The organism is Stenotrophomonas sp. YIM B13575, from assembly GCF_042787595.1.
Classification (GTDB): domain Bacteria; phylum Pseudomonadota; class Gammaproteobacteria; order Xanthomonadales; family Xanthomonadaceae; genus Stenotrophomonas; species Stenotrophomonas lactitubi_B.
Window position 1 is genome coordinate 29,778 of the sequence record NZ_JBHZOP010000095.1, and the last position, 18,797, is coordinate 48,574.

General features: G+C 66.0%; 17 protein-coding genes. 6 read left to right on the forward strand and 11 right to left on the reverse strand.

The window, feature by feature from the left end; translation table 11 throughout:
* Nucleotides 1-14 precede the first annotated feature (14 nt).
* Together ACFX4F_RS15220 and ACFX4F_RS15225 are read left to right on the forward strand one after the other, a co-directional pair.
* Nucleotides 15-881, forward strand: coding sequence for a sugar phosphate isomerase/epimerase family protein (locus tag ACFX4F_RS15220; RefSeq protein ID WP_380656706.1), 867 nt, complete (start codon nt 15-17; stop codon nt 879-881).
* 28 nt (nt 882-909) lie between these two features.
* Nucleotides 910-1,197, forward strand: coding sequence for a c-type cytochrome (locus tag ACFX4F_RS15225; protein ID WP_380656748.1), 288 nt, complete (start codon nt 910-912; stop codon nt 1,195-1,197).
* 10 nt (nt 1,198-1,207) lie between these two features.
* Here the strand turns inward: ACFX4F_RS15225 and ACFX4F_RS15230 are convergent, their stop codons facing one another.
* The 6 genes from ACFX4F_RS15230 to ACFX4F_RS15255 form a co-directional block, all read right to left on the reverse strand.
* A complete protein-coding gene (locus ACFX4F_RS15230; protein WP_380656709.1) occupies nt 1,208-1,981 on the reverse strand; it encodes a DUF1080 domain-containing protein in 774 nt (257 codons plus the stop codon).
* Nucleotides 1,966-2,541, reverse strand: a complete 576-nt coding sequence (locus ACFX4F_RS15235) for a gluconate 2-dehydrogenase subunit 3 family protein (protein WP_346579621.1) — start codon at nt 2,539-2,541, stop codon at nt 1,966-1,968. Before ACFX4F_RS15235 ends, ACFX4F_RS15230 begins: the two co-directional genes overlap by 16 nt.
* Nucleotides 2,541-4,226 carry a GMC family oxidoreductase gene (locus ACFX4F_RS15240; RefSeq protein ID WP_346559497.1) on the reverse strand — a complete coding sequence of 562 codons (1,686 nt, stop codon included), beginning with the start codon at nt 4,224-4,226 and terminating at the stop codon, nt 2,541-2,543. The genes ACFX4F_RS15235 and ACFX4F_RS15240 overlap by 1 nt, the downstream gene beginning before the upstream one ends.
* A gap of 26 nt (nt 4,227-4,252) precedes the next feature.
* Nucleotides 4,253-5,143 carry a hydroxypyruvate isomerase family protein gene (locus ACFX4F_RS15245; RefSeq protein WP_380656751.1) on the reverse strand — a complete coding sequence of 297 codons (891 nt, stop codon included), beginning with the start codon at nt 5,141-5,143 and terminating at the stop codon, nt 4,253-4,255.
* A 215-nt stretch (nt 5,144-5,358) separates the two neighbouring features.
* A complete protein-coding gene (locus ACFX4F_RS15250) occupies nt 5,359-6,231 on the reverse strand; it encodes a hypothetical protein (RefSeq protein ID WP_380656713.1) in 873 nt (290 codons plus the stop codon).
* Nucleotides 6,232-6,309: 78 nt separating this feature from the next.
* Nucleotides 6,310-6,882: a single-stranded DNA-binding protein gene (locus tag ACFX4F_RS15255; RefSeq protein WP_380656716.1), complete on the reverse strand. Its 573-nt coding sequence runs from the start codon at nt 6,880-6,882 to the stop codon at nt 6,310-6,312.
* Nucleotides 6,883-7,163: 281 nt separating this feature from the next.
* Here ACFX4F_RS15255 and ACFX4F_RS15260 point away from each other — a divergent pair, with 281 nt between their 5' ends.
* Nucleotides 7,164-8,195, forward strand: a complete 1,032-nt coding sequence (locus tag ACFX4F_RS15260) for a LacI family DNA-binding transcriptional regulator (RefSeq protein ID WP_380656719.1) — start codon at nt 7,164-7,166, stop codon at nt 8,193-8,195.
* Between the two features lie 94 nt (nt 8,196-8,289).
* On the opposite strand, the gene ACFX4F_RS15265 is transcribed toward ACFX4F_RS15260, so the two are convergent.
* Nucleotides 8,290-10,344 (reverse strand): PAS domain-containing protein, encoded by a 2,055-nt coding sequence (locus tag ACFX4F_RS15265; protein ID WP_380656722.1) that lies wholly within the window; start codon nt 10,342-10,344, stop codon nt 8,290-8,292.
* On the reverse strand, nt 10,334-11,830 hold the full coding sequence (locus tag ACFX4F_RS15270) for an ATPase domain-containing protein (protein ID WP_099819318.1): 1,497 nt from the start codon (nt 11,828-11,830) through the stop codon (nt 10,334-10,336). Before ACFX4F_RS15270 ends, ACFX4F_RS15265 begins: the two co-directional genes overlap by 11 nt.
* A 315-nt stretch (nt 11,831-12,145) precedes the next feature.
* Here ACFX4F_RS15270 and ACFX4F_RS15275 point away from each other — a divergent pair, with 315 nt between their 5' ends.
* The 3 genes from ACFX4F_RS15275 (at nt 12,146) to ACFX4F_RS15285 (ending at nt 17,181) form a co-directional block, all read left to right on the forward strand.
* Nucleotides 12,146-12,610 (forward strand): GNAT family N-acetyltransferase, encoded by a 465-nt coding sequence (locus ACFX4F_RS15275; protein ID WP_099819317.1) that lies wholly within the window; start codon nt 12,146-12,148, stop codon nt 12,608-12,610.
* A 73-nt stretch (nt 12,611-12,683) separates the two neighbouring features.
* Nucleotides 12,684-13,583, forward strand: a complete 900-nt coding sequence (locus ACFX4F_RS15280; protein WP_099819316.1) for an ABC transporter ATP-binding protein — start codon at nt 12,684-12,686, stop codon at nt 13,581-13,583.
* Nucleotides 13,584-13,596: 13 nt separating this feature from the next.
* On the forward strand, nt 13,597-17,181 hold the full coding sequence (locus ACFX4F_RS15285; protein WP_099819315.1) for a M1 family aminopeptidase: 3,585 nt from the start codon (nt 13,597-13,599) through the stop codon (nt 17,179-17,181).
* Nucleotides 17,182-17,445: 264 nt separating this feature from the next.
* Here ACFX4F_RS15285 and ACFX4F_RS15290 read toward each other — a convergent pair whose 3' ends face one another.
* The 3 genes from ACFX4F_RS15290 to ACFX4F_RS15300 all read right to left on the reverse strand — a co-directional run bounded on the left by ACFX4F_RS15290 (nt 17,446) and on the right by ACFX4F_RS15300 (nt 18,678).
* Entirely contained in the window at nt 17,446-17,751 is a 306-nt protein-coding gene (locus ACFX4F_RS15290; protein ID WP_380656727.1) for a hypothetical protein, read from the reverse strand.
* Nucleotides 17,748-18,212 (reverse strand): GNAT family N-acetyltransferase, encoded by a 465-nt coding sequence (locus ACFX4F_RS15295; RefSeq protein WP_380656730.1) that lies wholly within the window; start codon nt 18,210-18,212, stop codon nt 17,748-17,750. Before ACFX4F_RS15295 ends, ACFX4F_RS15290 begins: the two co-directional genes overlap by 4 nt.
* A gap of 79 nt (nt 18,213-18,291) precedes the next feature.
* Nucleotides 18,292-18,678: an SseB family protein gene (locus ACFX4F_RS15300; RefSeq protein ID WP_380656733.1), complete on the reverse strand. Its 387-nt coding sequence runs from the start codon at nt 18,676-18,678 to the stop codon at nt 18,292-18,294.
* Between the last annotated feature and the right edge of the window lie 119 nt (nt 18,679-18,797).

Here is an 18,797-nt window from a genome sequence, read left to right on the forward strand (position 1 = left end):
CGGAGGATCTGTTGATGAACATCCCTGTTTGTAGAGCTGCGACCCTCGCACTGCTGCTGCTCGCTGCCCTGCCTGCCTTGGCACTCGAAGCTCCGGGCCCGCAGAAGCCGATCGCGGTACAGATGTACACGCTGCGCAACGCCGGCCCGCTCGACCAGCAGTTGAAGATCGTCCACGACGCCGGCGTGCACGCGGTGGAAACGGTGGGCACGCAGGGCGTCAGCGCCACCGAACTGAAGCAGTTGCTGGACCGGTATTCGATCAAGGCGATTTCGTCGCACGTGCCATTGGCCGAGCTGCGCAAGGACCTGGATGGCGTGGTGGCCTTCAACCGGTCGATCGGCAACACCACGCTGGTGGTGCCTTACCTGGATGCGAAGGATCGGCCAACAGACGCCGCGGGCTGGACCGCACTGGGCCAGGAGCTTGGCAGGATCGCGAAACAGGTACGTGCCAAAGGCATGCGCCTGGCCTACCACAACCACGATTTCGAGCTGGTCGATTTCAATGGCAGGACCGGCCTGGAACTGCTGTTCGCAGCCGCCGGGCCCGACCTGCAGACCGAGCTGGACCTGGCCTGGGTCGCCCGTGCGGGCCTCGATCCGGCGGTGATGCTGGCAACGTTCCGCGGTCGGCTGTTCGCGGTACACGCCAAGGACAACGCACCCAAGGGCCAAGCCGAAGACGAGGGTGGCTTCGCCGCCGTGGGCCAGGGCGTGCTGGACTGGAAGACCATCCTGCCTGCCGCAGCCGCTGCCGGCGTGCACTGGTACATCGTCGAGCACGACCAGCCGCGCGACCCGGCCAAGGTCATCCAGACCGGCGCGGACTACCTGCGTGAACACCTGACCGTCACCCTGCCCGCCAGCGCGCAGCGCTAGCCCGCAAAGGAGCCCCTTCTTGAAGACGATGCTGAAACTGGCTGTGATGGCATGTGGCGCAACGCTTGCGACCAGCGCGTGGTGCAAGGACGACCCTGCCGCCGGTGCCAAGCTCTACGCCGCGAACTGCACGGCCTGCCACGGCGCCGACCGCGCAGGCATGCCGGGCGCATTCCCCGCGCTCACCGACGTCAGCAAGCGCCTGCAACCGGCGCAGATCAAGGACAAGATCAGGAAGGGCGGCGGATTGATGCCGCCCTTCGCTCAGCTGTCACAACAGGAGATCGACGACATCACCAGCTTCCTGGCGAAGTAGCAGGCCGCCGTTACAACTCGCGCACCCAGATGTTGCGGTAGCTGACCTTGGAATCATGCTCCTGCAGATAGATGGGCGCACACGCATGTGGCGCGTACGAAGGCGCGCCGATGTATTCGGTCTTGCCCGCCAGCACGGTATCGTCCTGCACCAGCACGCCGTTGTGCAGCACGGTGATACGTGCGGGCGAGGTGAGCCCGCCACCCGGCGAGAAGCGCGGCGCCTTCCAGAGGATGTCGTAGGCCTGCCACTCGCCCGGTGCACGCGAGGCGTTCACCAACGGCATGGCCTGCTTGTAGATCGAGCCCGCCTGGCCGTTGGCATAGGTCGGGTTGTTGTAGCTGTCGAGCACCTGCAGCTCATACAGTTCCTGCAGGAAGATGCCACTGTTGCCCCGGTTCTGGCCATCGAAGCCCTTCGTATCGGTGGGCGTGCGCCATTCGACATGCAGCTGGATGTCGCAGAAGCGTTGCCTGGTGCGGATGCCCTTGCTGCCCGGGACGACGGTCATGGCGCCATCGGCTACGGCCCAGGGCACACGCCCGCCCTGCTCCGATTCCCAGGCGGAAACGTCCTTGCCATCGAACAGCACGATCGCGTCGGACGGGGCCTTGCCCGCAGCCGTGGCCACGACTGCGGGCACAGGCGTCCACACCTCGGTCTTCTTCGGATCGCGCGCGGGATCGGCACCGGCCTGCGCGAACGCTGGTGCAGCAGCCAGCAGGCCGGCCGCAAGCAACAGCGGGCGGATCATCATGCCGCTTTCCATCAGCCGGTCCCCCATGCAGGTGTGCCGGGAACATAGGCGAGGTCGCCGTCATAGCGCCCCGGCACGGCGACGTAGCGCAGCACTTCGGTCGCGCCGACCTTCGAGGTGAAGAAGCCGAAGATGGCCAACTGCTTGATCATCGTGAAGTAGTGCGGCATCGCTTCTCCTGCCTCGGCAGTGCCGGTTTCGGTTACCTCGACCACGTGCTTTCTGGCCTCCGCATCCAGCACGCGCAGCAGCTCGGTGCGGGCCTGCGGCGCGAGTGAAACGAAGCGGCCGCCGGCGCGTTTGTCGATATCGGCCAGGCCGGCGCGGAACGTCGCCTGCTGCCGGGCGGTGTAGCAGTCGCTGACGAACGTCGCCATGAAAGCACCGGTGCCGGCATCCTTGGCCCCCGGCGTTTTCGTGCGCGGCAGGATGGTCTCGGCGATCTCATCCAGCGTGCCGACATCGGCGTCGGAGAAGTGGATCTTCGTAGCAGCAGCCTGCGCCTGCCCCTGCGCAAGCGCAGGCAGGCCAACCATGGCCGCGCCGGTGGCGGCGACGATCATCTTCAGCAGTTCGCGGCGATCCATCAGAGGTTCCCCGCTTTCAGTTCGCGCACGGCGTGGTCGGCGGCGCGCGCGGTCAACGCCATGTAGGTCAGTGACGGATTCACGCAGGCGCTGGAGGTCATGCAGGCTCCGTCGGTGACGTAGACGTTCGGGGCGTCCCATACCTGGTTGTGCTGGTTCAATACCGAGCTCTTGCGATCGCGGCCCATGCGCGCGGTCCCCATCTCGTGGATGCCCTTGCCCGGGGCATAGTCATTGTCGTGCATCTTCACGTCCTTGACGCCGGCCGCCTCCAGCATCTCGGCGGCATCGGCGGCCATGTCCTTGCGCATCGCCAGTTCGTTGGCGCGCATGGCTACGTCCATCGCCAGCACCGGCAGCCCCCACTTGTCCTTGCGGTCCCGATCCAGGCGGATCGTATTGTCGTGGTGCGGCAGCATTTCGCCGAAGCCGGTCATGCCGATGCGCCAGTCACCCGGCACGGTCAGCGCCTCCTTCAGGTCGGCGCCGATGTTCAGCTCGGCGATCTCGCGCGACCAGCCGGTGCGGCTGGCACCGCCCTGGTAGCCAAAGCCACGCAGGTAGCCGCGCTTGTCGGCAGCGACGTTGCGGAACCGCGGAATGTAGAAACCGCAGGGACGGCGCCCGAAGTAGTACTTGTCCTCGTAGCCCTCGACCCGGCCGGAGGCGCCAGCACCGAAATGATGGTCCATCACGTTGTGCCCTAGCTCGCCGGACGAAGAGCCCAGCCCGCCTTCCCACACATCGGTGGCCGAGTTCATCAGCAGCCAGGTCGAGTTGAAGGAGGACGCGTTGAGGAAGATCACCTTGGCGGTGTACTGGTAGGTCTGCCCGGTCTCTGCGTCGATGACCTCCACGCCGCGCGCACGCTTGCGGTCCTTGTCGTAGAGCACTTCCTTGACGATCGAGAAGGGCCGCAGGGTCAGGTTGCCGGTTTTCATCGCCGCCGGCAGCGTCGCTGCCTGGGTCGAGAAGTAGGCGCCGAAGGGACAGCCCAGGATGCACTTGTTGCGGTACTGGCAGTTGACGCGGCCCTGCTCGGGCATGGGCTTGGTGATGTTGGCGGTACGCGAGTGGATCATGTGGCGCGTTCCGCCGAAGGCCTTCTTGATACGCGCGGCCACATCCTTCTCGACGACGTTCAAGGGAATCGGCGGCAGGAACTCGCCGTCCGGCAACACATCCAGTCCCTCACGCGTGCCGGCGATGCCGGCGAACTTCTCCACATGGTCGTACCAGGGAGCGATGTCGGCGTAGCGGATCGGCCAGTCGGTGGCGATGCCGTCCTTCAGGTTTGCTTCGAAATCCAGGTCAGAGAAGCGATAACTCTGACGGCCCCACATCAGCGAACGGCCACCCACGTGGTAGCCGCGGAACCAGTCGAATCGTTTCGTCTCGATGTAGGGCGATTCCTGTTCGTCGGCCCACATGCCCTGCAGGTTCTCGGCCAGCGCGTAGTCGCGCATCAATACCGGGAAGGCAGCCTTCATCGCCTGTGTAGGCCGGTTGCGATGCGGGAAATCCCACGGCTCCTTCATCGCGTTGACGTAGTCCTTGACGTGCTCGATGTTGCGTCCGCGTTCCAGCATCAGGACCTTCAGGCCCTTCTCGGTCAATTCCTTCGCCGCCCAACCGCCACTGATTCCCGAGCCAACAACGATGGCGTCGTAATGATTGTCTGCCATGGATCTCTCACCTGGTGGATATCGTTTCAGACGTCGCAGAGGCGGATCGCCTCGCGCAGCGAGCCGACGGGATCCGGCGCTGCAGGCATGAATTCCTGCGCCAGATAACCATCGAAACCGGTGTCGCGGATCGCGCGACAGATGGCGGGGTAATTGAGCTCCTGCTGGTCCCCGATCTCGTGCCGTCCAGGCACGCCGGCGGTGTGGTAGTGCTTGAAGCAGGCATGGTGTTTGCCGATGGTGGCGATGATGTCGCCCTCCATGATCTGCATGTGGTAGATGTCGTACAGCAGGCCGAAGTTGTCCGAGCCAAGCCGCTGGCACAGCGCCACGCCCCATGCGGAGTGGTCGCACAGGTAGTCGCGATGATCGACCCTGGAGTTGAGCAGTTCCATCACCAGCACCACCCCACGTTTCTCGGCATGCCCGAGGATGCGCTTGAGGCCAGCCTCGGCGTTGGCCATGCCCTCCTGCGGGTCCATGCCGTTGCGGTTGCCAGAAAAGCAGATGAGATTGCGATAGCCGGCATCGGCGACCAGATCGATGTGCCGCGTATAGCGCTCCACCAGCTGGTCGTGGAACTCGCGGCCGGCAAAGCCCTTGGTGAGGCCCAGCTCGGCGCCGTTGCACATCGAGCTGTATACGCCATGGGCCTTCAGCGTGGGCCAATCCTCCGGGCCCACCAGGTCGATCGCGGCAAAACCGATGCCCTTCACCGTCTGGCAGAGCTGGGCGACCGACAGCTGCGGGAAGGTCCAGCGGGCCACGGAATGCTTCAGGTTGCCCTTGAGCGGCGCAGTGGCTGCAAACGCAGGCAGAACGCCCGCAGCGCCGAGGCCGAGACTGCCGGCAACCGCGATGCGCAGCGCATCGCGCCGCGTGAGCCCCGGGCCCGGTCTGATCGAATGGATGGACATCCACCTTCCGGCCTCCCAACCGGTATCAAACACTGACGATTTCGCCGCAATGCAATCGATTGCACCATGGGGAGGAAATTGTTTTTTTGCAAGACGCAGTGCAAGAAAGCGGATGCTGCGGGGCACAACGGCAAGGCCGATTCCGGCGCCATCGCAGCTGAGCGGCGGAAGGTGTGCAGCGCACCGGCACTGCAGGAGGCGAGCGCGTACGGGGCTCAGGGCATCTCGCGTTGACCCTGCGTCCGGGCCAGCGCGCGCAGGTGTTGATGCCAGCGCGGCTCGAATTCCGCATAGCTGCCGATCAGCTGCTGGAATGCCGCAGGATCTCCACGACGGTGCAGAAGCAGCAGGGCTTGCCGACGATGGGCCTGGCCATCGCCCTCCATCAGGAAGTGGACCAGGCTCCACCACGCCAGGTAATAGCCGTTCACATGCTCGGCGACCGGCGGCCCGCTGTCCTCCACCAGTTGGCGCAGGGTGGGCAGCAGCGCATTTTCGAGGCTGGGGCGCCCGGCACTGTCGAACCGCAGTTCGCCCAGCCACCAGACCGGATAGCTGGCCGGGTCCGGCGCTCCCGCGTGCAGCGTTCCGTCTGAAAGCCGGCTGGCGCCGAAGTAACAGGCCATGCCTTCGTTCATCCAGCGCTGCGGCGCCAGGCCACTGGCCTCGGCGAGCAGCTGATGGGTCACTTCATGCAGCATCCACTGGTGGGGCGCGTCACCCTCGCCCGGGTAGGCAAAGGCATGGGGCCGACGGTAGTACGCCTCGGCCCATGGGCTGCTGCGGTTGTGTGCCTTGAAGTCGGCCTGATCGCGATACAGCACCAACTGAAAGGGCCCGGCGGTGCCTTGCTGCCCCACGGTCATGGCATAGGACCGATGCAGCGCTTCCACGGCCATGCCGACCGCAGCGGTCTGTTCCGGGGTCGCCGCGCTGTGGATGATGAAATGCGGTGTGCGCGACACCGTCGCAGGCAGGCCCGGTGGCGCGGCCGCAGGCGCTTCGCGCTGGCCAGCGCCGCTACCGGCGTCGCCGCAGCCGCCAAGAATCAGCAGCAGGGCCACGCGGGCAAGGCGGATGGGCGTCATGTGCGCCCACGCTACAACAAAAAACCCCGGCGGGCGCTGGGCCTTGCCGGGGTTCTGCAGGCCGGAGCCTGGCGGGAATCAGAACGGAATATCGTCGTCAGCGAAGTCATCCATCGGCGGGGCCGACTGCTGCGGCTGCTGCTGCGGACGCTGCTGGCCGTAGCCGCCGCCCTGGTTGCCGCCCTGGTTGTAACCACCGCCCTGGCCGCCACGCGCGTTGCCGCCACCACCGCCGTAATCCTGGCGCGGGGCCTGCTGGCGCTGCGGACGCTCGCCGCCGCTGAAGTTGCCACCACCGCCGCCACCGCCGCCTTCACCGCGGCCGCCCAGCATCTGCATTTCGTCGGCGATGATGTCGGTGGAGTACTTCTCCACACCGTCCTGGCCGGTGTACTTGTCGTAACGCAGGCTGCCTTCGACGTACACCGAGCTGCCCTTGCGCAGGTACTCGCCAGCGATCTCGCCGAGCTTGCCGAAGAACACCACGCGGTGCCACTCGGTACGCTCCTGCTGGTTGCCATCCTTGTCCTTGCGGACGCTGGTGGTGGCCAGGCTGATACGGGTGATCGCCATGCCGCCCTGGGTGTACTTCACGTCCGGGTCGTTGCCGAGGTTGCCGACCAGGATGACTTTGTTGATGCCGCGCGCCATAGGTACCTTCGTCCGTTGTCCAGGGGCAGGCCGCCAGTGATAGCACGTCCCCGGCCGGGGGTGCAGAGCGCTGGGGTCGCCCCCGGGAAATTTGGGGGATGCAAGAACGGGCCATCTTACCATCCCCTTGGCCGACACCTGGGTCAGGAAAGCGCCCGGACGGGGCCGGAATCGGGCCCGAAGCCCTGTCGCAGGGTCCTGCGCGCACCCTGCCCTGGCACCGGCGCCAGCCCAACGGCGCCGCATGGCATCATTCCCCGATCATCCCCCTTCCGGCCCCCATGACCATCAAAGGCAAAGCCACCTCCCTGGACATCGCCCACCTGGCCGGGGTCTCCCAGCCCACGGTGTCGCGGGCCCTGCGCGGCAGCCCGATGGTCAACGCCGAGACCCGCGAGCGCATCCTGCGCATCGCCCGCGAGCTGAACTACAAGGTCGACAAGAACGCCTCCAGCCTGCGCCTGCGCAATGCCGGCACCCTGGCCCTGCTGTTCTTCGAGGACCCGACCAATGACGACTCGCTGATCAACCCGTTCTTCCACTCGATGCTGGGCTCGATCACCCGTGCCTGCGCGCTGCACGGGCAGGACCTGCTGGTGTCCTTCCAGCAGCTGTCCACCGACTGGCAGGCCGATTACGAAGACAGCAACAAGGCCGATGGCATCATCCTGCTCGGCTACGGCGACTACCACGAGTCGCGCGACCGCCTGCAGCGGCTGGTGGAACAAGGCACGCACTTCGTGCGCTGGGGCGCGGCCCTGCCCGGCCAGCCTGGCGTGTCGATCGGCAGCGACAATTTCCAAGGCGGGCATGACATCACCGTCCACCTGCTGCAACAGGGCTGCCGCCGCATCGCCTTCCTCGGCCATGCGTCCAGCCACTACCCGGAATTCCAGGAGCGCTATCGCGGCCACGTGGAAGCGCTGCGTGCGCATGGGCTGGCCGCCGACCCGGCGCTGCAGCACGATGCGATCACCACCGAGGCATCCGGTCATGAGGCCTGCCTGGCACTGCTGGCCCAGGACCGCTCCATCAACGCGATCTGCGCGGCCAGCGACCTGATTGCCATCGGCGCGGTGCGCGCCCTGCGCGAGCAGGGCCTGCGGGTGCCGCAGGACGTGGCGGTGACCGGCTTTGATGACATCCCGCTGGCGGCCTCGGTGTCGCCGCCACTGACCACCGTGCAGCAGGACACCAAGCAGGCCGGCCAGCTGCTGGTGGAGAAGCTGCTGGCGCTGATCGGCCGGCAGCCGGTGGAAGGCCAGAGCATCCCGGTGAAGCTGGTGGTGCGCGAGTCGTCGCTGCGCGCGTAGCCCTCTGTGGTGCCGAGCCATGCTGGGCAAAAATGCATGAGAAGCAAAGCCAACCGCAGCCGAGCATGGGCTCGGCTCTACAAGGCCTACAGCGCTACGCGCCGCCGGGCATCGCCGTGCGTACCGCCATGCTGAACTCGTCCAGCAGGAACGGCTTGGCGATCATCGCCATGCCTTCGTCAAGGAAGGCCGCGCGTTCCTGCGCCTTTTCCGCATAGCCGGTCATGAACAGGATCGGCAGCGCTGGCCGCGATTGGCGCGCGATTTCCGCCAGCTGGCGGCCGTTGAGCCCCGGCAGCCCGACATCGGTGACCAGCAGGTCGATGGTCTGCGCGGAGGCCAGGATCGGAATGGCCGCATCGGCATCGCCCACCACCTGGGCGTGATACCCCAGGTCTTCCAGCACCACCGTCACCAGCATCCGTACCTGCTCGTCATCCTCCACCACCAGGATGGACTGGCCGGCACCACGCCGGATCGGCTGCGCGGCCGCAGGCTCGACCTCCGCCACGGCTTCCGACAACGGAATGAACAACAGCACCGTCGTGCCCTCGCCCAGGTTGGACTGGATGGCGATATGGCCACCGGACTGCTGCATGAAGCCGTACACCATCGACATGCCCAGGCCCGTGCCCTTGCCGATGGGCTTGGTGGTGAAGAAGGGCTCGAACGCGCGCTCCACCACTTCCGGCGCCATGCCGGCGCCGGTGTCGGCCACCGCCACCATCGCGTAGTCGCCGGCCGGCACGGCCGTGTACTGACCTTCGCGAACGCTGACCGCCGATGCGCGCAGGGTCAGATCGCCGCCGTGCGGCATCGCATCGCGTGCGTTGATGGCCAGGTTCAACAGCGCGCTCTCGAACTGGTTGGCATCCAGCGTGGCGTGCAAGGGCAGCGGTGAGGGCTCGGCGCGGATACGCACGTCCTCGCCCAGGGTGCTGTGCAGCAGATGCTGTACCGAAACCAGCAGGGTGTTGATCTCCACCGGCCGCGCATCCAGCGACTGCCGCCGGGAGAACGCCAGCAGGCGCTGGGTCAGTGCCGCCGCACGCTGGGCCGAGGCGGTGGCAGTGTCGAGGAAGCGTTCGAGGTCGTCGACCCGGCCCATGTCCAGGCGCAGCCGCACGATGTCCAACGCGGACAGGATGCCGGTCAGCATGTTGTTGAAGTCGTGGGCGATGCCGCCGGTCAGCTGGCCGATCGCTTCCATCTTCTGCGACTGCCGCAGTGCGGCGTCGCTGGCCTCGCGCGCCGCCATCTGCGCTTCCAGTTCACGGGTACGCTCGGCCACCATCGCCTCCAGCGCGTGCGCGTGCTGTTGGCTGCTGGCAAGGGCCAGCTTGGCGGCGGTGATATCGGTGACGAACACATGGAAGCCGTCGATGCGGCCATCGGCATCCCGGCGTGGCGAGTAACGCACTTCACAGTCCCGGCGCCCATACACACGATGGGGCCAGACGATCTCGAACACCGCCTCACGGCCGACCAACGCCGCTTCCATCGCCGGCCGACGCTGCTGCCACACCGGCTCGCCGATGATCTCGCGCACATGCCTGCCGATCACTTCTCCCGTAGCCAGTTCGAACCAGCTTTCGTAAGCCTTGTTGGCAAAGCGGAAACACAGCGCGCGGTCCACGAACGCGATCAGCACCGGCATCGCATCGGCGATCAGGCGCAGCTCGGACTCGCTGCGCGCCAGTGCCGCACGGCCATCCGCCAATGCGGTGACCTGGTCGCGCACCACGAACTGCTTCGCGCGTGCACGCAGCGCACCCTGCACAGCGCTGAGCAGCGACATGCTGCCCAGCGGCCGGTCCATCTCCACCACGTTGATCGAGCCGGGCAGCAGCGGTTCGCGGGTGGAACGCCGGTAGGAACGCGCCGAGCGCAGCAGGATGAACGGAATGTCCGACCAGGCCGGCTGCTGCTGCAGCGCCTGCAGCAGCGCTTCGCTGTCGCGCGCCACTGCTTCCTGGGTCACCACCACCAGCCCGGTGCAGTCATCGAGCTGGCGGGCCAATGCCTCCAGACCGGGGGCGATGTACGGTGTCAGACCCGCGTTGGCCAGCACCGCCGCGATGCTGTCGGCATCGCGGCCGAACGGAGCAACGATGCGGACAACCGTGCCGCCATCATCGCTATCGGACATTGGACTGGCCCAGCAGCGCCGCACTGTCGCCGACGAATTCGGGCGTGCCGGTGAGGATGCCCTGGAAATCGGCCAGCGCGGCGCTGACCGTGATGCCGCGCCCGTCGATCTTCAGTTCACGGATGGTGTCCTCGTGCGCACCACCGCGGTTCTTGATCACCGAAATTGCTTTGCGGATGCGTCCCTTGGCTTCAAAGAAGCGGAACAGCACCACCGCATCGGCGATGTAGGACACGTTGAGGCTGCCGGTGGACATGGTGCCGACCAGCCCATGCTGTGGGTTGATCATGAAGGTCGCCACGCCCTTCTGGTTCAGGTAGGACAGCATCTCGTGCAGCTGCAGCATCAGCTGTTTTTCCTGCGGCATGGCGGTGACATAGCCGTTGAGGCTGTCGATCACCAGCACGCTGCAGTTTCGTTCTTCCACGGTCTTGCGCAGGTTCCAGGAGAACTCGCCGGGCGATATTTCCGCAGGATCGATCTGCAGGATTTCCAGCAGGCCCGAACGCAGGTGCTTGTCCAGGTCGATGTCCAGCGCGGAGGCGCGTGCCAGCAGTGTGCCGACCCGCTCGTCGAATTCGAAGATGCAGCTGCGCTCACCGCGCTCGCAGGCGGCCCAGACGTATTGCAGTGCCACGTTGGTCTTGCCGCTGCCGGCCGGGCCGGTCAACAGCGTGGAGGTACCGCGCAGCGGTCCACCGCCCAACAACCGATCGATCTCGTCCACTCCGCTGCTGATGGGCGTTCCGACGAACCGGCCGTGATGCTCGGAGGCGATCAGGCGCGGGAAAATCTGCACGCCACCACGACGGATCACCATGTCGTGGTAGCCGGCAACGAAATCGACGCCCCGCAGCTTCTGCACCTGCATCCGCCGCCGCGCAGGGCCGAAGTCCAGGGTCAGGCGTTCCAGCGACAGCACGCCGTGGCACAGGCTGTGCAGCTGGCCATCGCGCTCATCGCCGGTGGACGTCAGGTCGTCCACCAGGAACACCGTCGCGCTTTTGGGCGCGAAGAACTGCTTGAGTGCGAGGATCTGCCGGCGATAGCGCAGCGAATCCTGTGCCAGCAGGCGCAGTTCCGACAACGAATCGAACACGACGCGCGTCGGCCCGATGCTGTCCACCTTGGACATGATCAGGTTGACCGTCTCGTCCAGCTCCATTTCCCACGAGTGCAGCACCGACTGCAGGCGGCCGTTGCCCATCGCCCCTTCGGCCGTACCCAGCTCGAACAGGTGCAGGCCGTCCAGCGACCAACCGTGGGCCAACGCGACTTCGCGCAGCTCCTCGGCCGTTTCCGAGAGCGTGATGTACAGGCAGCGCTCGCCGCGTCGCAGGCCTTCCAGCAGGAACTGCAGGGACAGCGTGGTCTTGCCGGAGCCCGGTGGCCCTTCAAGCAGGTACAGCCTCGCCTGCGGCAGCCCGCCGCCAATGATGCTGTCCAGTCCTTCGATTCCGGTTGTGATCCGCATGCGCGCTCGCATTGACTTCGCTGTATGAGGGGCAGAGCGTATCGGCGCCCCTGTCGACGCATTGTGTGATCCAGCGCACCGATGCCAACGCATTCAGGAAGATTTCACGGCCGCCGCTTCACTGCACCAGCGACCCGCAGTTACGCTATGCGGGCGCAGTCCGCGCAGCACTCCCTACCGCCAGGAGAAGGCCTTTGTCCTCCGCCAGCAGTTCCCACACCGCACCGGTGACGGCGGCGAACGGCGAGTTGCACCTGGGCTGAGGCTCACGCTGCCCTGCCCTCGCACCGGAAATGCCCTTCCGGGCAACTCCCTGTCGAGGTTCCCATGCTCATTCCTGCGTCCGCACACGACGTGCGCGCTCTGCTGTCCTGCACCCATACCGCTGAAAACGCTGTCGCCCCACCCCAAGTGATCGCCCTGCTGGCCGACCTCACCGCCGCCATCGAGCCGCAGTTTGCGCCGGCCGCATGGCGGATCGTCGTGGCGGCACGCACGGTGGGCCTGCTGTCGCTGACCTGCACGCCGCAGGCCGGTGTTCTCACCCTCGGCTATGGCATCGCCCCGGCCCACCAGGGACGCGGCCTGGCCGGCGCCGCACTGGCCGAGTTCGTGCAATGGGCGTGGACGGAGCCGCGCATACACGTGCTGAAGGCCGAAACGGCGGTGGACAACCTGCCCTCGCAGGCAGTGCTGCGCCGGAACGGTTTCCGCACGGTCGGCCGGCGCGTGGATGCCGAGGACGGTGCGCTGCTGTGCTGGCAGCTGGATCGCTGGCCAAAGGCACCATGACCAAAGGGGCATGACGCAGCCCCCCGTTCAGCGCGATAAACAGCAGATCAACACACGGAAAGGTGTACGTCGCATGCTGAAGATCGATTCGCTGTCCAAGACGTACGCCAACGGCGTGCACGCGTTGAACGGGGTCACCCTGGATATTCCCCGCGGCATGTTCGGCCTGCTCGGGCCGAACGGCGCGGGGAAATCCTCACTGATGCGCACCCTGGCCACCCTGCAGGAGGCCGACAGCGGCAGTGCCACCCTGAGCATTCCGGGTGAATCACCGATCGACGTACTGCGCGACAAGGACGCCGTGCGCCGCCGCCTGGGCTACCTGCCACAGGACTTCGGCGTGTACCCGAAAGTCAGCGCGCTGGACCTGCTGGAGCACTTCGCCGTGCTGAAGGGCCTGACCCAGCGTGGCCAGCGTCGCGAGGTGGTCGATGGCCTGCTGCAGCAGGTGAACCTGTGGGATGCACGCAAGCGCAAGCTGGGCACCTACTCCGGGGGCATGCGCCAGCGCTTCGGCATCGCCCAGGCGCTGCTGGGCGACCCGCGCCTGGTGATCGTCGACGAACCCACCGCCGGGCTCGACCCGGAAGAACGCAACCGCTTCCTCAACCTGCTGGCGGCCATCGGCGAGAACGTGGCGGTGATCCTGTCCACCCACATCGTCGAGGACGTGACCGACCTGTGCCCGACCATGGCGATCATGAACAAGGGGCAGGTGCTGCTGACCGGGCGCCCCACCGATGCGATCGAGGCGCTGCAGCAGCAGGTCTGGCGCAAGCAGGTGGACCCGTCCGAACTGGCTGACCATGAGGCGCGCTACACGGTGCTGTCCTCGCGCCTGGTGGGTGGCCGTCCGGTGATCCACGTGCACAGCGCCAGCGACCCGGGCGATGGTTTCGCGCCCGTCGCACCCGATCTCGAGGATGTGTACTTCCAGCGCCTGCGCCTGCAGGCGCGTGCCCGCGCAGCCTGAGCGGAGCACATCGATGATCCTTACCTTCTTCCGCTTCGAGCTGCGTGAGCAGCTGCGATCGCCATTGCTGTGGCTGCTGGCTTTCCTGTTCGCTGCGCTGGCCTTTGGCGCGGCTTCCAGTGATGCAGTGCAGATCGGTGGCGGCAGCGGCAACGTGCATAGCAACGCGCCGACCGTGATCGCACAGATGCTGGGCGTCTTCACCCTGCTCGGCATGTTGGTCACCGCGTTGTTCATCAGCAATGCGCTGCTGCGTGATTTTGAACTGGGCACCGCCGAACTGATCTTCGCCAGCCCGGTGAAGCGTCGCGACTATCTGGCCGGGCGCATCGCCGCAGCGCTGGCGGCCGGCCTGCTGGTCTATATCCTGATCGCGTTCGGCCTGTGGCTGGCGCCATTCATGCCCTGGGTCGATCCCGAGCGCATGGGCCCGATCAGCTGGCAGGGTTTTGCCTGGACGTTCGCGGTAATCGTCATTCCCAACCTGCTGTTCACCACTGCGCTGCTGTCGCTGTTGGCCGCGTTGACCCGCTCGATCCTGTGGGTCTACATCGGTCTGGTGGCCTACCTGGTGCTGTTCGGCGCCAGCGCCGCCCTGCTGCGCGACATCGACAACACCTGGATCGCGGTGCTGACCGAGCCCTTGGGCATGCGTGCGCTGTCGCGCACCATCCGCTACTGGTCCACCGAAGAGCGCAACAGCGGCATTCCGGAACTGGCCGGCTACCTGCTGGTCAACCGCGTGCTGTGGCTGACCGTGGCCGCCGCGCTGTTCGCGGCCACCTTCGCCCTGTTCCGTACCGAGCGCAGCGGCAGTGGCCGCCGGCGCTGGGGCCGCGGCAAGGCGGTGGCATCAGCAGATCCCGCGCCGCTGCGACCGGCAACGACCACGCTGCCGCGGGTGACGCCGGTGTTCAGTACAGGCACCGCGTGGCGGCAGTTCCTGCGCCAGGTGCGCTTCGATACACGCGGTGTACTGCGCAGCGTGCCCTTCATCGTACTACTGGTGTTGGGCCTGGCCAATTTCCTGCCGTCCGCGCTGTTCCGGCAGACGCTGTACGGCACCTCCATCTGGCCGGTCACCTCGCAGATGATCATGGCCCTGCAGGGCGCCTTCAGCTGGCTGCTGATCATCATCGTGCTGTTCTTCGCTGGTGAGCTGGTGTGGAAGGAGCGTGGCGCACGCATCAACGAGGTGAACGATGCGATGCCGGTACCCAACTGGGTGCCGTTGCTGGCCAAGCTCGTCGCACTGCTGGCGGTGATCGCCTGCTTCCAGGCGGCCGGCGCACTGGCTGCCATGGCCGTGCAGCTGGCCAAGGGCTACACCCATCTCGAACCGCTGCTGTACCTGCGCAGCCTTGCGCTGGATTCGGTGGTGTACGTGCTGATGGGCGGCCTGGCGCTGGTGCTGCAGGTGCTGACCAACAACAAGTTCTTCGGCTACGCGCTGCTGATCGTGGTGATGATCGGCCAAGGCGTGCTGGGCATGCTCGACTACACCCAGAACATCTACAACTTCGGCAGCTGGCCGATCGCCCCCTATTCGGACATGAACGGCTACGGCCACTTCCTGACCGGACAGCTGGCCTTCCAGGGCTACTGGGCGCTGTTCCTGCTGGCACTGATGTGCCTGGCATCGGCATTCTGGGTACGTGGCGTCAGCCAGGGCCTGCGCCAGCGGCTTGCCCTGGCCGGGCGACGCCTGCGTGGCCCGACCGGCGCGATGGCAGCGCTGGCCGCCGTCGCGTTCATCGCGGTAGGCGGCTGGCTGTACTGGAGCACCAACATCCGCAACGACTTCCTTTCGCCGGACCAGCAGTTGGACCTGCAGGCCCGTTACGAACGCGAACTGTCGAAGTACCGCAACCTGCCGCAGCCGCGCATCATCGCCGTGGACAACCGGGTGGACCTGCATCCCGAGACCCAGTCGATGGTGATCGACGCCAACTGGACGATCCGCAACACCCATACCGCGCCCATCCAGGAGGTGCACGTGGCCATGGCCGACGACAAACAGCTGGTGGCCGTCGACCTGGGTGGACAGACGCTGTCGATGCACGACGCCGACCTCGGCTACCGCATCTATCGCCTGGCTGCGCCGTTGCAGCCGGGCGAAGAGCGCCGCGTCCATTTCCGTGTGGTGCAGCAGCCCCATGGCATCACCGCAGATCAGGCGCCGAGCAACATCGTCGACAACGGCAGCTTCTTCAACAGCCGCGTACTGCCGTCCTTCGGCTACAACGAACGCGTTGAGATCAGCGACCGCAACGAGCGGCGCAAGCGTGACCTCGGCGAGCCACGGCGCATGCCCAAGCTGGAGGACGAAGCCGCACGCGCGAACAACTACGTCACCAACGACGCCGACTGGCTCGACTTCCGCAGCACCATCTGCACCGCACCGGACCAGGTGGCACTGGCGCCGGGCTACCTGCAGCACGAGACCACGGTGAACGGGCGGCGCTGCTTCAGCTATGCGATGGACCGGCCGATGCTGAACTTCTACGCCTACCTGTCGGCACGCTGGGAGATTCGTCGGGCGAGGTACAAGGACATGCCGATCGAGGTGTATTTCGATCCCGCCCATGGCTACAACGTGGACCGCATGATCGACGCGGTGCAGAAGTCGCTGGCCTACTACGAAGCCAACTTCACTCCGTACCAGCATCGCCAGGTACGCATCATCGAGTTCCCGGGCTACCAGCGCTTCGCCCAGTCCTTCGCCAACACCATTCCCTATTCGGAGTCGATCGGCTTCATCGCCGACCTGCGCGACCCGGACAAGGTGGACTATGTGTTCTACGTGACCGCCCACGAAGTCGCGCACCAGTGGTGGGCGCACCAGCTGATCGGCGCAAACGTGCAGGGCGCAACCGTGTTGTCCGAGTCGCTGTCGCAGTATTCGGCACTGATGGTGATGGAGCAGGAGTACGGTCGCCAGCACATGCGCCAGTTCCTCAAGCGCGAGCTGGATGGCTACCTGTCCGGGCGCGGCGGTGAGGCCATCGAGGAGCTGCCGCTGGAGCGTGTCGAGAACCAGCAGTACATCCACTACCAGAAGGGTTCGCTGGTGTTCTACCGCCTGCGCGAGGAAATCGGCGAGGAGGCGTTGAACCGCGCCCTGAAGCGTTTCCTGCAGGACAAGGGCTACCAGCAGCCGCCGTACACGACCTCGCGGGAACTGCTGGCCTACATCCGCGCCGAAACGCCCGCCGACCGCCAGCAGCTGGTCACCGACTTGTTCGAGAAGATGAGCTTCTACGACAACCGGGTGTTGGCCACCAGCGCGCGCAAGCGTGCGGACGGTCGCTACGACGTGACCCTGGACCTGCATGCCAGCAAGCAGTACGCCGATGGCAAGGGCAAGGAAACCGCCGGCACCATGGACGACTGGGTGGAGATCGGTGTGTTCGCCAATGGTCCCTCGGGCAAGGAGCGCGACCAGAAGGTGCTGTACCTGCAGCGCCATCACATCACCACGGCAGCGCCGACGATCACGGTGACGGTGGATGCCAGGCCGGATGAGGCGGGCTTCGATCCGTACAACAAGCTGATCGACCGGGTGAGCGAGGACAACCGGCGCAAGGTGACGATGTGATGTGAGCGACGGTGCCGGTCCGTGGGCCGGCACCGTTTGCGGAAGCATCCACGCATGGCGTGGATCTACTGACATGCATCCACGCATGGCGTGGATCTACTGACATGCATCCACGCATGGCGTGGATCTACTGGCATGCATCCACGCATGGCGTGGATCTACTGGCATGTATCCACGCGTGGCGTGGATCTTCCCGGACGATGCGATGGCGGAAGTAGATCCACGCCATGCGTGGATGCCGTACTGCCCGGTTGACGCCCTCGGCTACGCTGCGGGGCTCTTCGAACCGGCCTTCGGCCCCAACACCGCCAACAGCACGTAGATCACGATCGACGCCACGGTGCCGAGTGCAGCCAGCAACATGAAGGCAAACTCCGAACGGCCCTGCTGCCGCGCCCACTGCCCCAGATGCCAGGCCGCGCCCAGATTGATCAGCCAGGCGATGACGAACACCGGCCACTGCACGATGCCGACCGCGCGCAGCAGTGGCATGGCGACGAGCGCTGCGACGATGGCGCCGATCAGGAAGACCAGGGCCAGACGGGAATGGCGTACCGAAGCGGCGGTCATGCGCCCAGCTCCCGTACCATCACCAGTACGCGATAGCCGTGGCTGTCGGCTTCCTGCACGGGCGTCCAGCCCAACCGCGCGTAAAGGCCGCCATCCAGGGCTTCGGTCTGCAGGTACAGATGCGAGACGCCCATCCGCACCGCCTGCGCCGCAGCCTGTTCGACCAATCTGCCTGCCAACCCACGGCCTCGATGACTGTCGGCCACGAACACACTGCCCAGCCAATGCTCGTACTGTGGAAATGCCTGCATCTCCCGGCGCTTGAGCTGCACCGCGCCTGCCACCTGGCCGCCATCGAATGCTGCAATCAGGTGCGGGAAGCCTTCCGCATCCTGCGGCTGGTTGAGCAGCTGCAGTTCTTGCTCCAGCGACACGCCGGCATCCCGGCCCCATTGCGCGTTGTACCACTGTGCCAGCTGCAGCCTTTCCGGCGCGTCGGCGGAGAGCAATTTGAATTCCATGGCGAAGCCTCAGTTCCGTTGTTGACCAAGGGGATCACGTACGGCACCCGAAGGGAAGCAGCCGAGCATGGGCTCGGCTCTACACCTGCGCGAAGTCCTTCAGAATCTCGCCGATGCCGCTGGGCGAGATCTCGAAGCCCAGCGAGGTACCCGGGTTGATCACCACGCCGTAACCGCCCGGCACGCGACGCAGCACGTCCAGCATCAGCCAGCGGACCTGATGCTCGGCCTGTTGGATGTAGATGCCCACCCGCGCCGGATCGGTGAACACGGCCACGTGCAGGGTGCCCTGCTTGTCGAACAACAGCGGGTCGAAGCCGCTGCCATCGGGGGTGACCAGGCTGCCGGTCAGCAGCACCACCTCGGAGGCGACGAAGGCCTCCATGAACGCGCGGATCGGAACTGTCCCGTCCATCGCGGCCTTGAGCAGGGTTTCGATCGGGGTCTGCGGGGCAAGGTCGGTCATGGCGGTGCGGTGAGGCAATCAGGGGTGCCCATTGTAGAGCCGAGCCCACGCTCGGCTGCCACCATCTGCAGTCCGGGGAAGCGCAGCCGAGCGCAGGCTCGGCTCTACAGCCGCCCGGC

Excerpts from the sequence above, each read along its gene's own strand:
- ACFX4F_RS15285 (WP_099819315.1), top strand. The coding sequence starts at position 13,597 with ATGATCCTTACCTTCTTCCGCTTCGAGCTGCGTGAGCAGCTGCGATCG.
- ACFX4F_RS15295 (WP_380656730.1), bottom strand. The coding sequence starts at position 18,212 with ATGGAATTCAAATTGCTCTCCGCCGACGCGCCGGAAAGGCTGCAGCTG.
- ACFX4F_RS15275 (WP_099819317.1), top strand. The coding sequence starts at position 12,146 with ATGCTCATTCCTGCGTCCGCACACGACGTGCGCGCTCTGCTGTCCTGC.
- ACFX4F_RS15220 (WP_380656706.1), top strand. The coding sequence starts at position 15 with ATGAACATCCCTGTTTGTAGAGCTGCGACCCTCGCACTGCTGCTGCTC.
- ACFX4F_RS15260 (WP_380656719.1), top strand. The coding sequence starts at position 7,164 with ATGACCATCAAAGGCAAAGCCACCTCCCTGGACATCGCCCACCTGGCC.
- ACFX4F_RS15290 (WP_380656727.1), bottom strand. The coding sequence starts at position 17,751 with ATGACCGCCGCTTCGGTACGCCATTCCCGTCTGGCCCTGGTCTTCCTG.
- ACFX4F_RS15235 (WP_346579621.1), bottom strand. The coding sequence starts at position 2,541 with ATGGATCGCCGCGAACTGCTGAAGATGATCGTCGCCGCCACCGGCGCG.
- ACFX4F_RS15240 (WP_346559497.1), bottom strand. The coding sequence starts at position 4,226 with ATGGCAGACAATCATTACGACGCCATCGTTGTTGGCTCGGGAATCAGT.
- ACFX4F_RS15250 (WP_380656713.1), bottom strand. The coding sequence starts at position 6,231 with ATGACGCCCATCCGCCTTGCCCGCGTGGCCCTGCTGCTGATTCTTGGC.
- ACFX4F_RS15225 (WP_380656748.1), top strand. The coding sequence starts at position 910 with ATGCTGAAACTGGCTGTGATGGCATGTGGCGCAACGCTTGCGACCAGC.
- ACFX4F_RS15230 (WP_380656709.1), bottom strand. The coding sequence starts at position 1,981 with ATGGGGGACCGGCTGATGGAAAGCGGCATGATGATCCGCCCGCTGTTG.
- ACFX4F_RS15280 (WP_099819316.1), top strand. The coding sequence starts at position 12,684 with ATGCTGAAGATCGATTCGCTGTCCAAGACGTACGCCAACGGCGTGCAC.
- ACFX4F_RS15245 (WP_380656751.1), bottom strand. The coding sequence starts at position 5,143 with ATGTCCATCCATTCGATCAGACCGGGCCCGGGGCTCACGCGGCGCGAT.
- ACFX4F_RS15265 (WP_380656722.1), bottom strand. The coding sequence starts at position 10,344 with ATGTCCGATAGCGATGATGGCGGCACGGTTGTCCGCATCGTTGCTCCG.
- ACFX4F_RS15270 (WP_099819318.1), bottom strand. The coding sequence starts at position 11,830 with ATGCGAGCGCGCATGCGGATCACAACCGGAATCGAAGGACTGGACAGC.
- ACFX4F_RS15255 (WP_380656716.1), bottom strand. The coding sequence starts at position 6,882 with ATGGCGCGCGGCATCAACAAAGTCATCCTGGTCGGCAACCTCGGCAAC.
- ACFX4F_RS15300 (WP_380656733.1), bottom strand. The coding sequence starts at position 18,678 with ATGACCGACCTTGCCCCGCAGACCCCGATCGAAACCCTGCTCAAGGCC.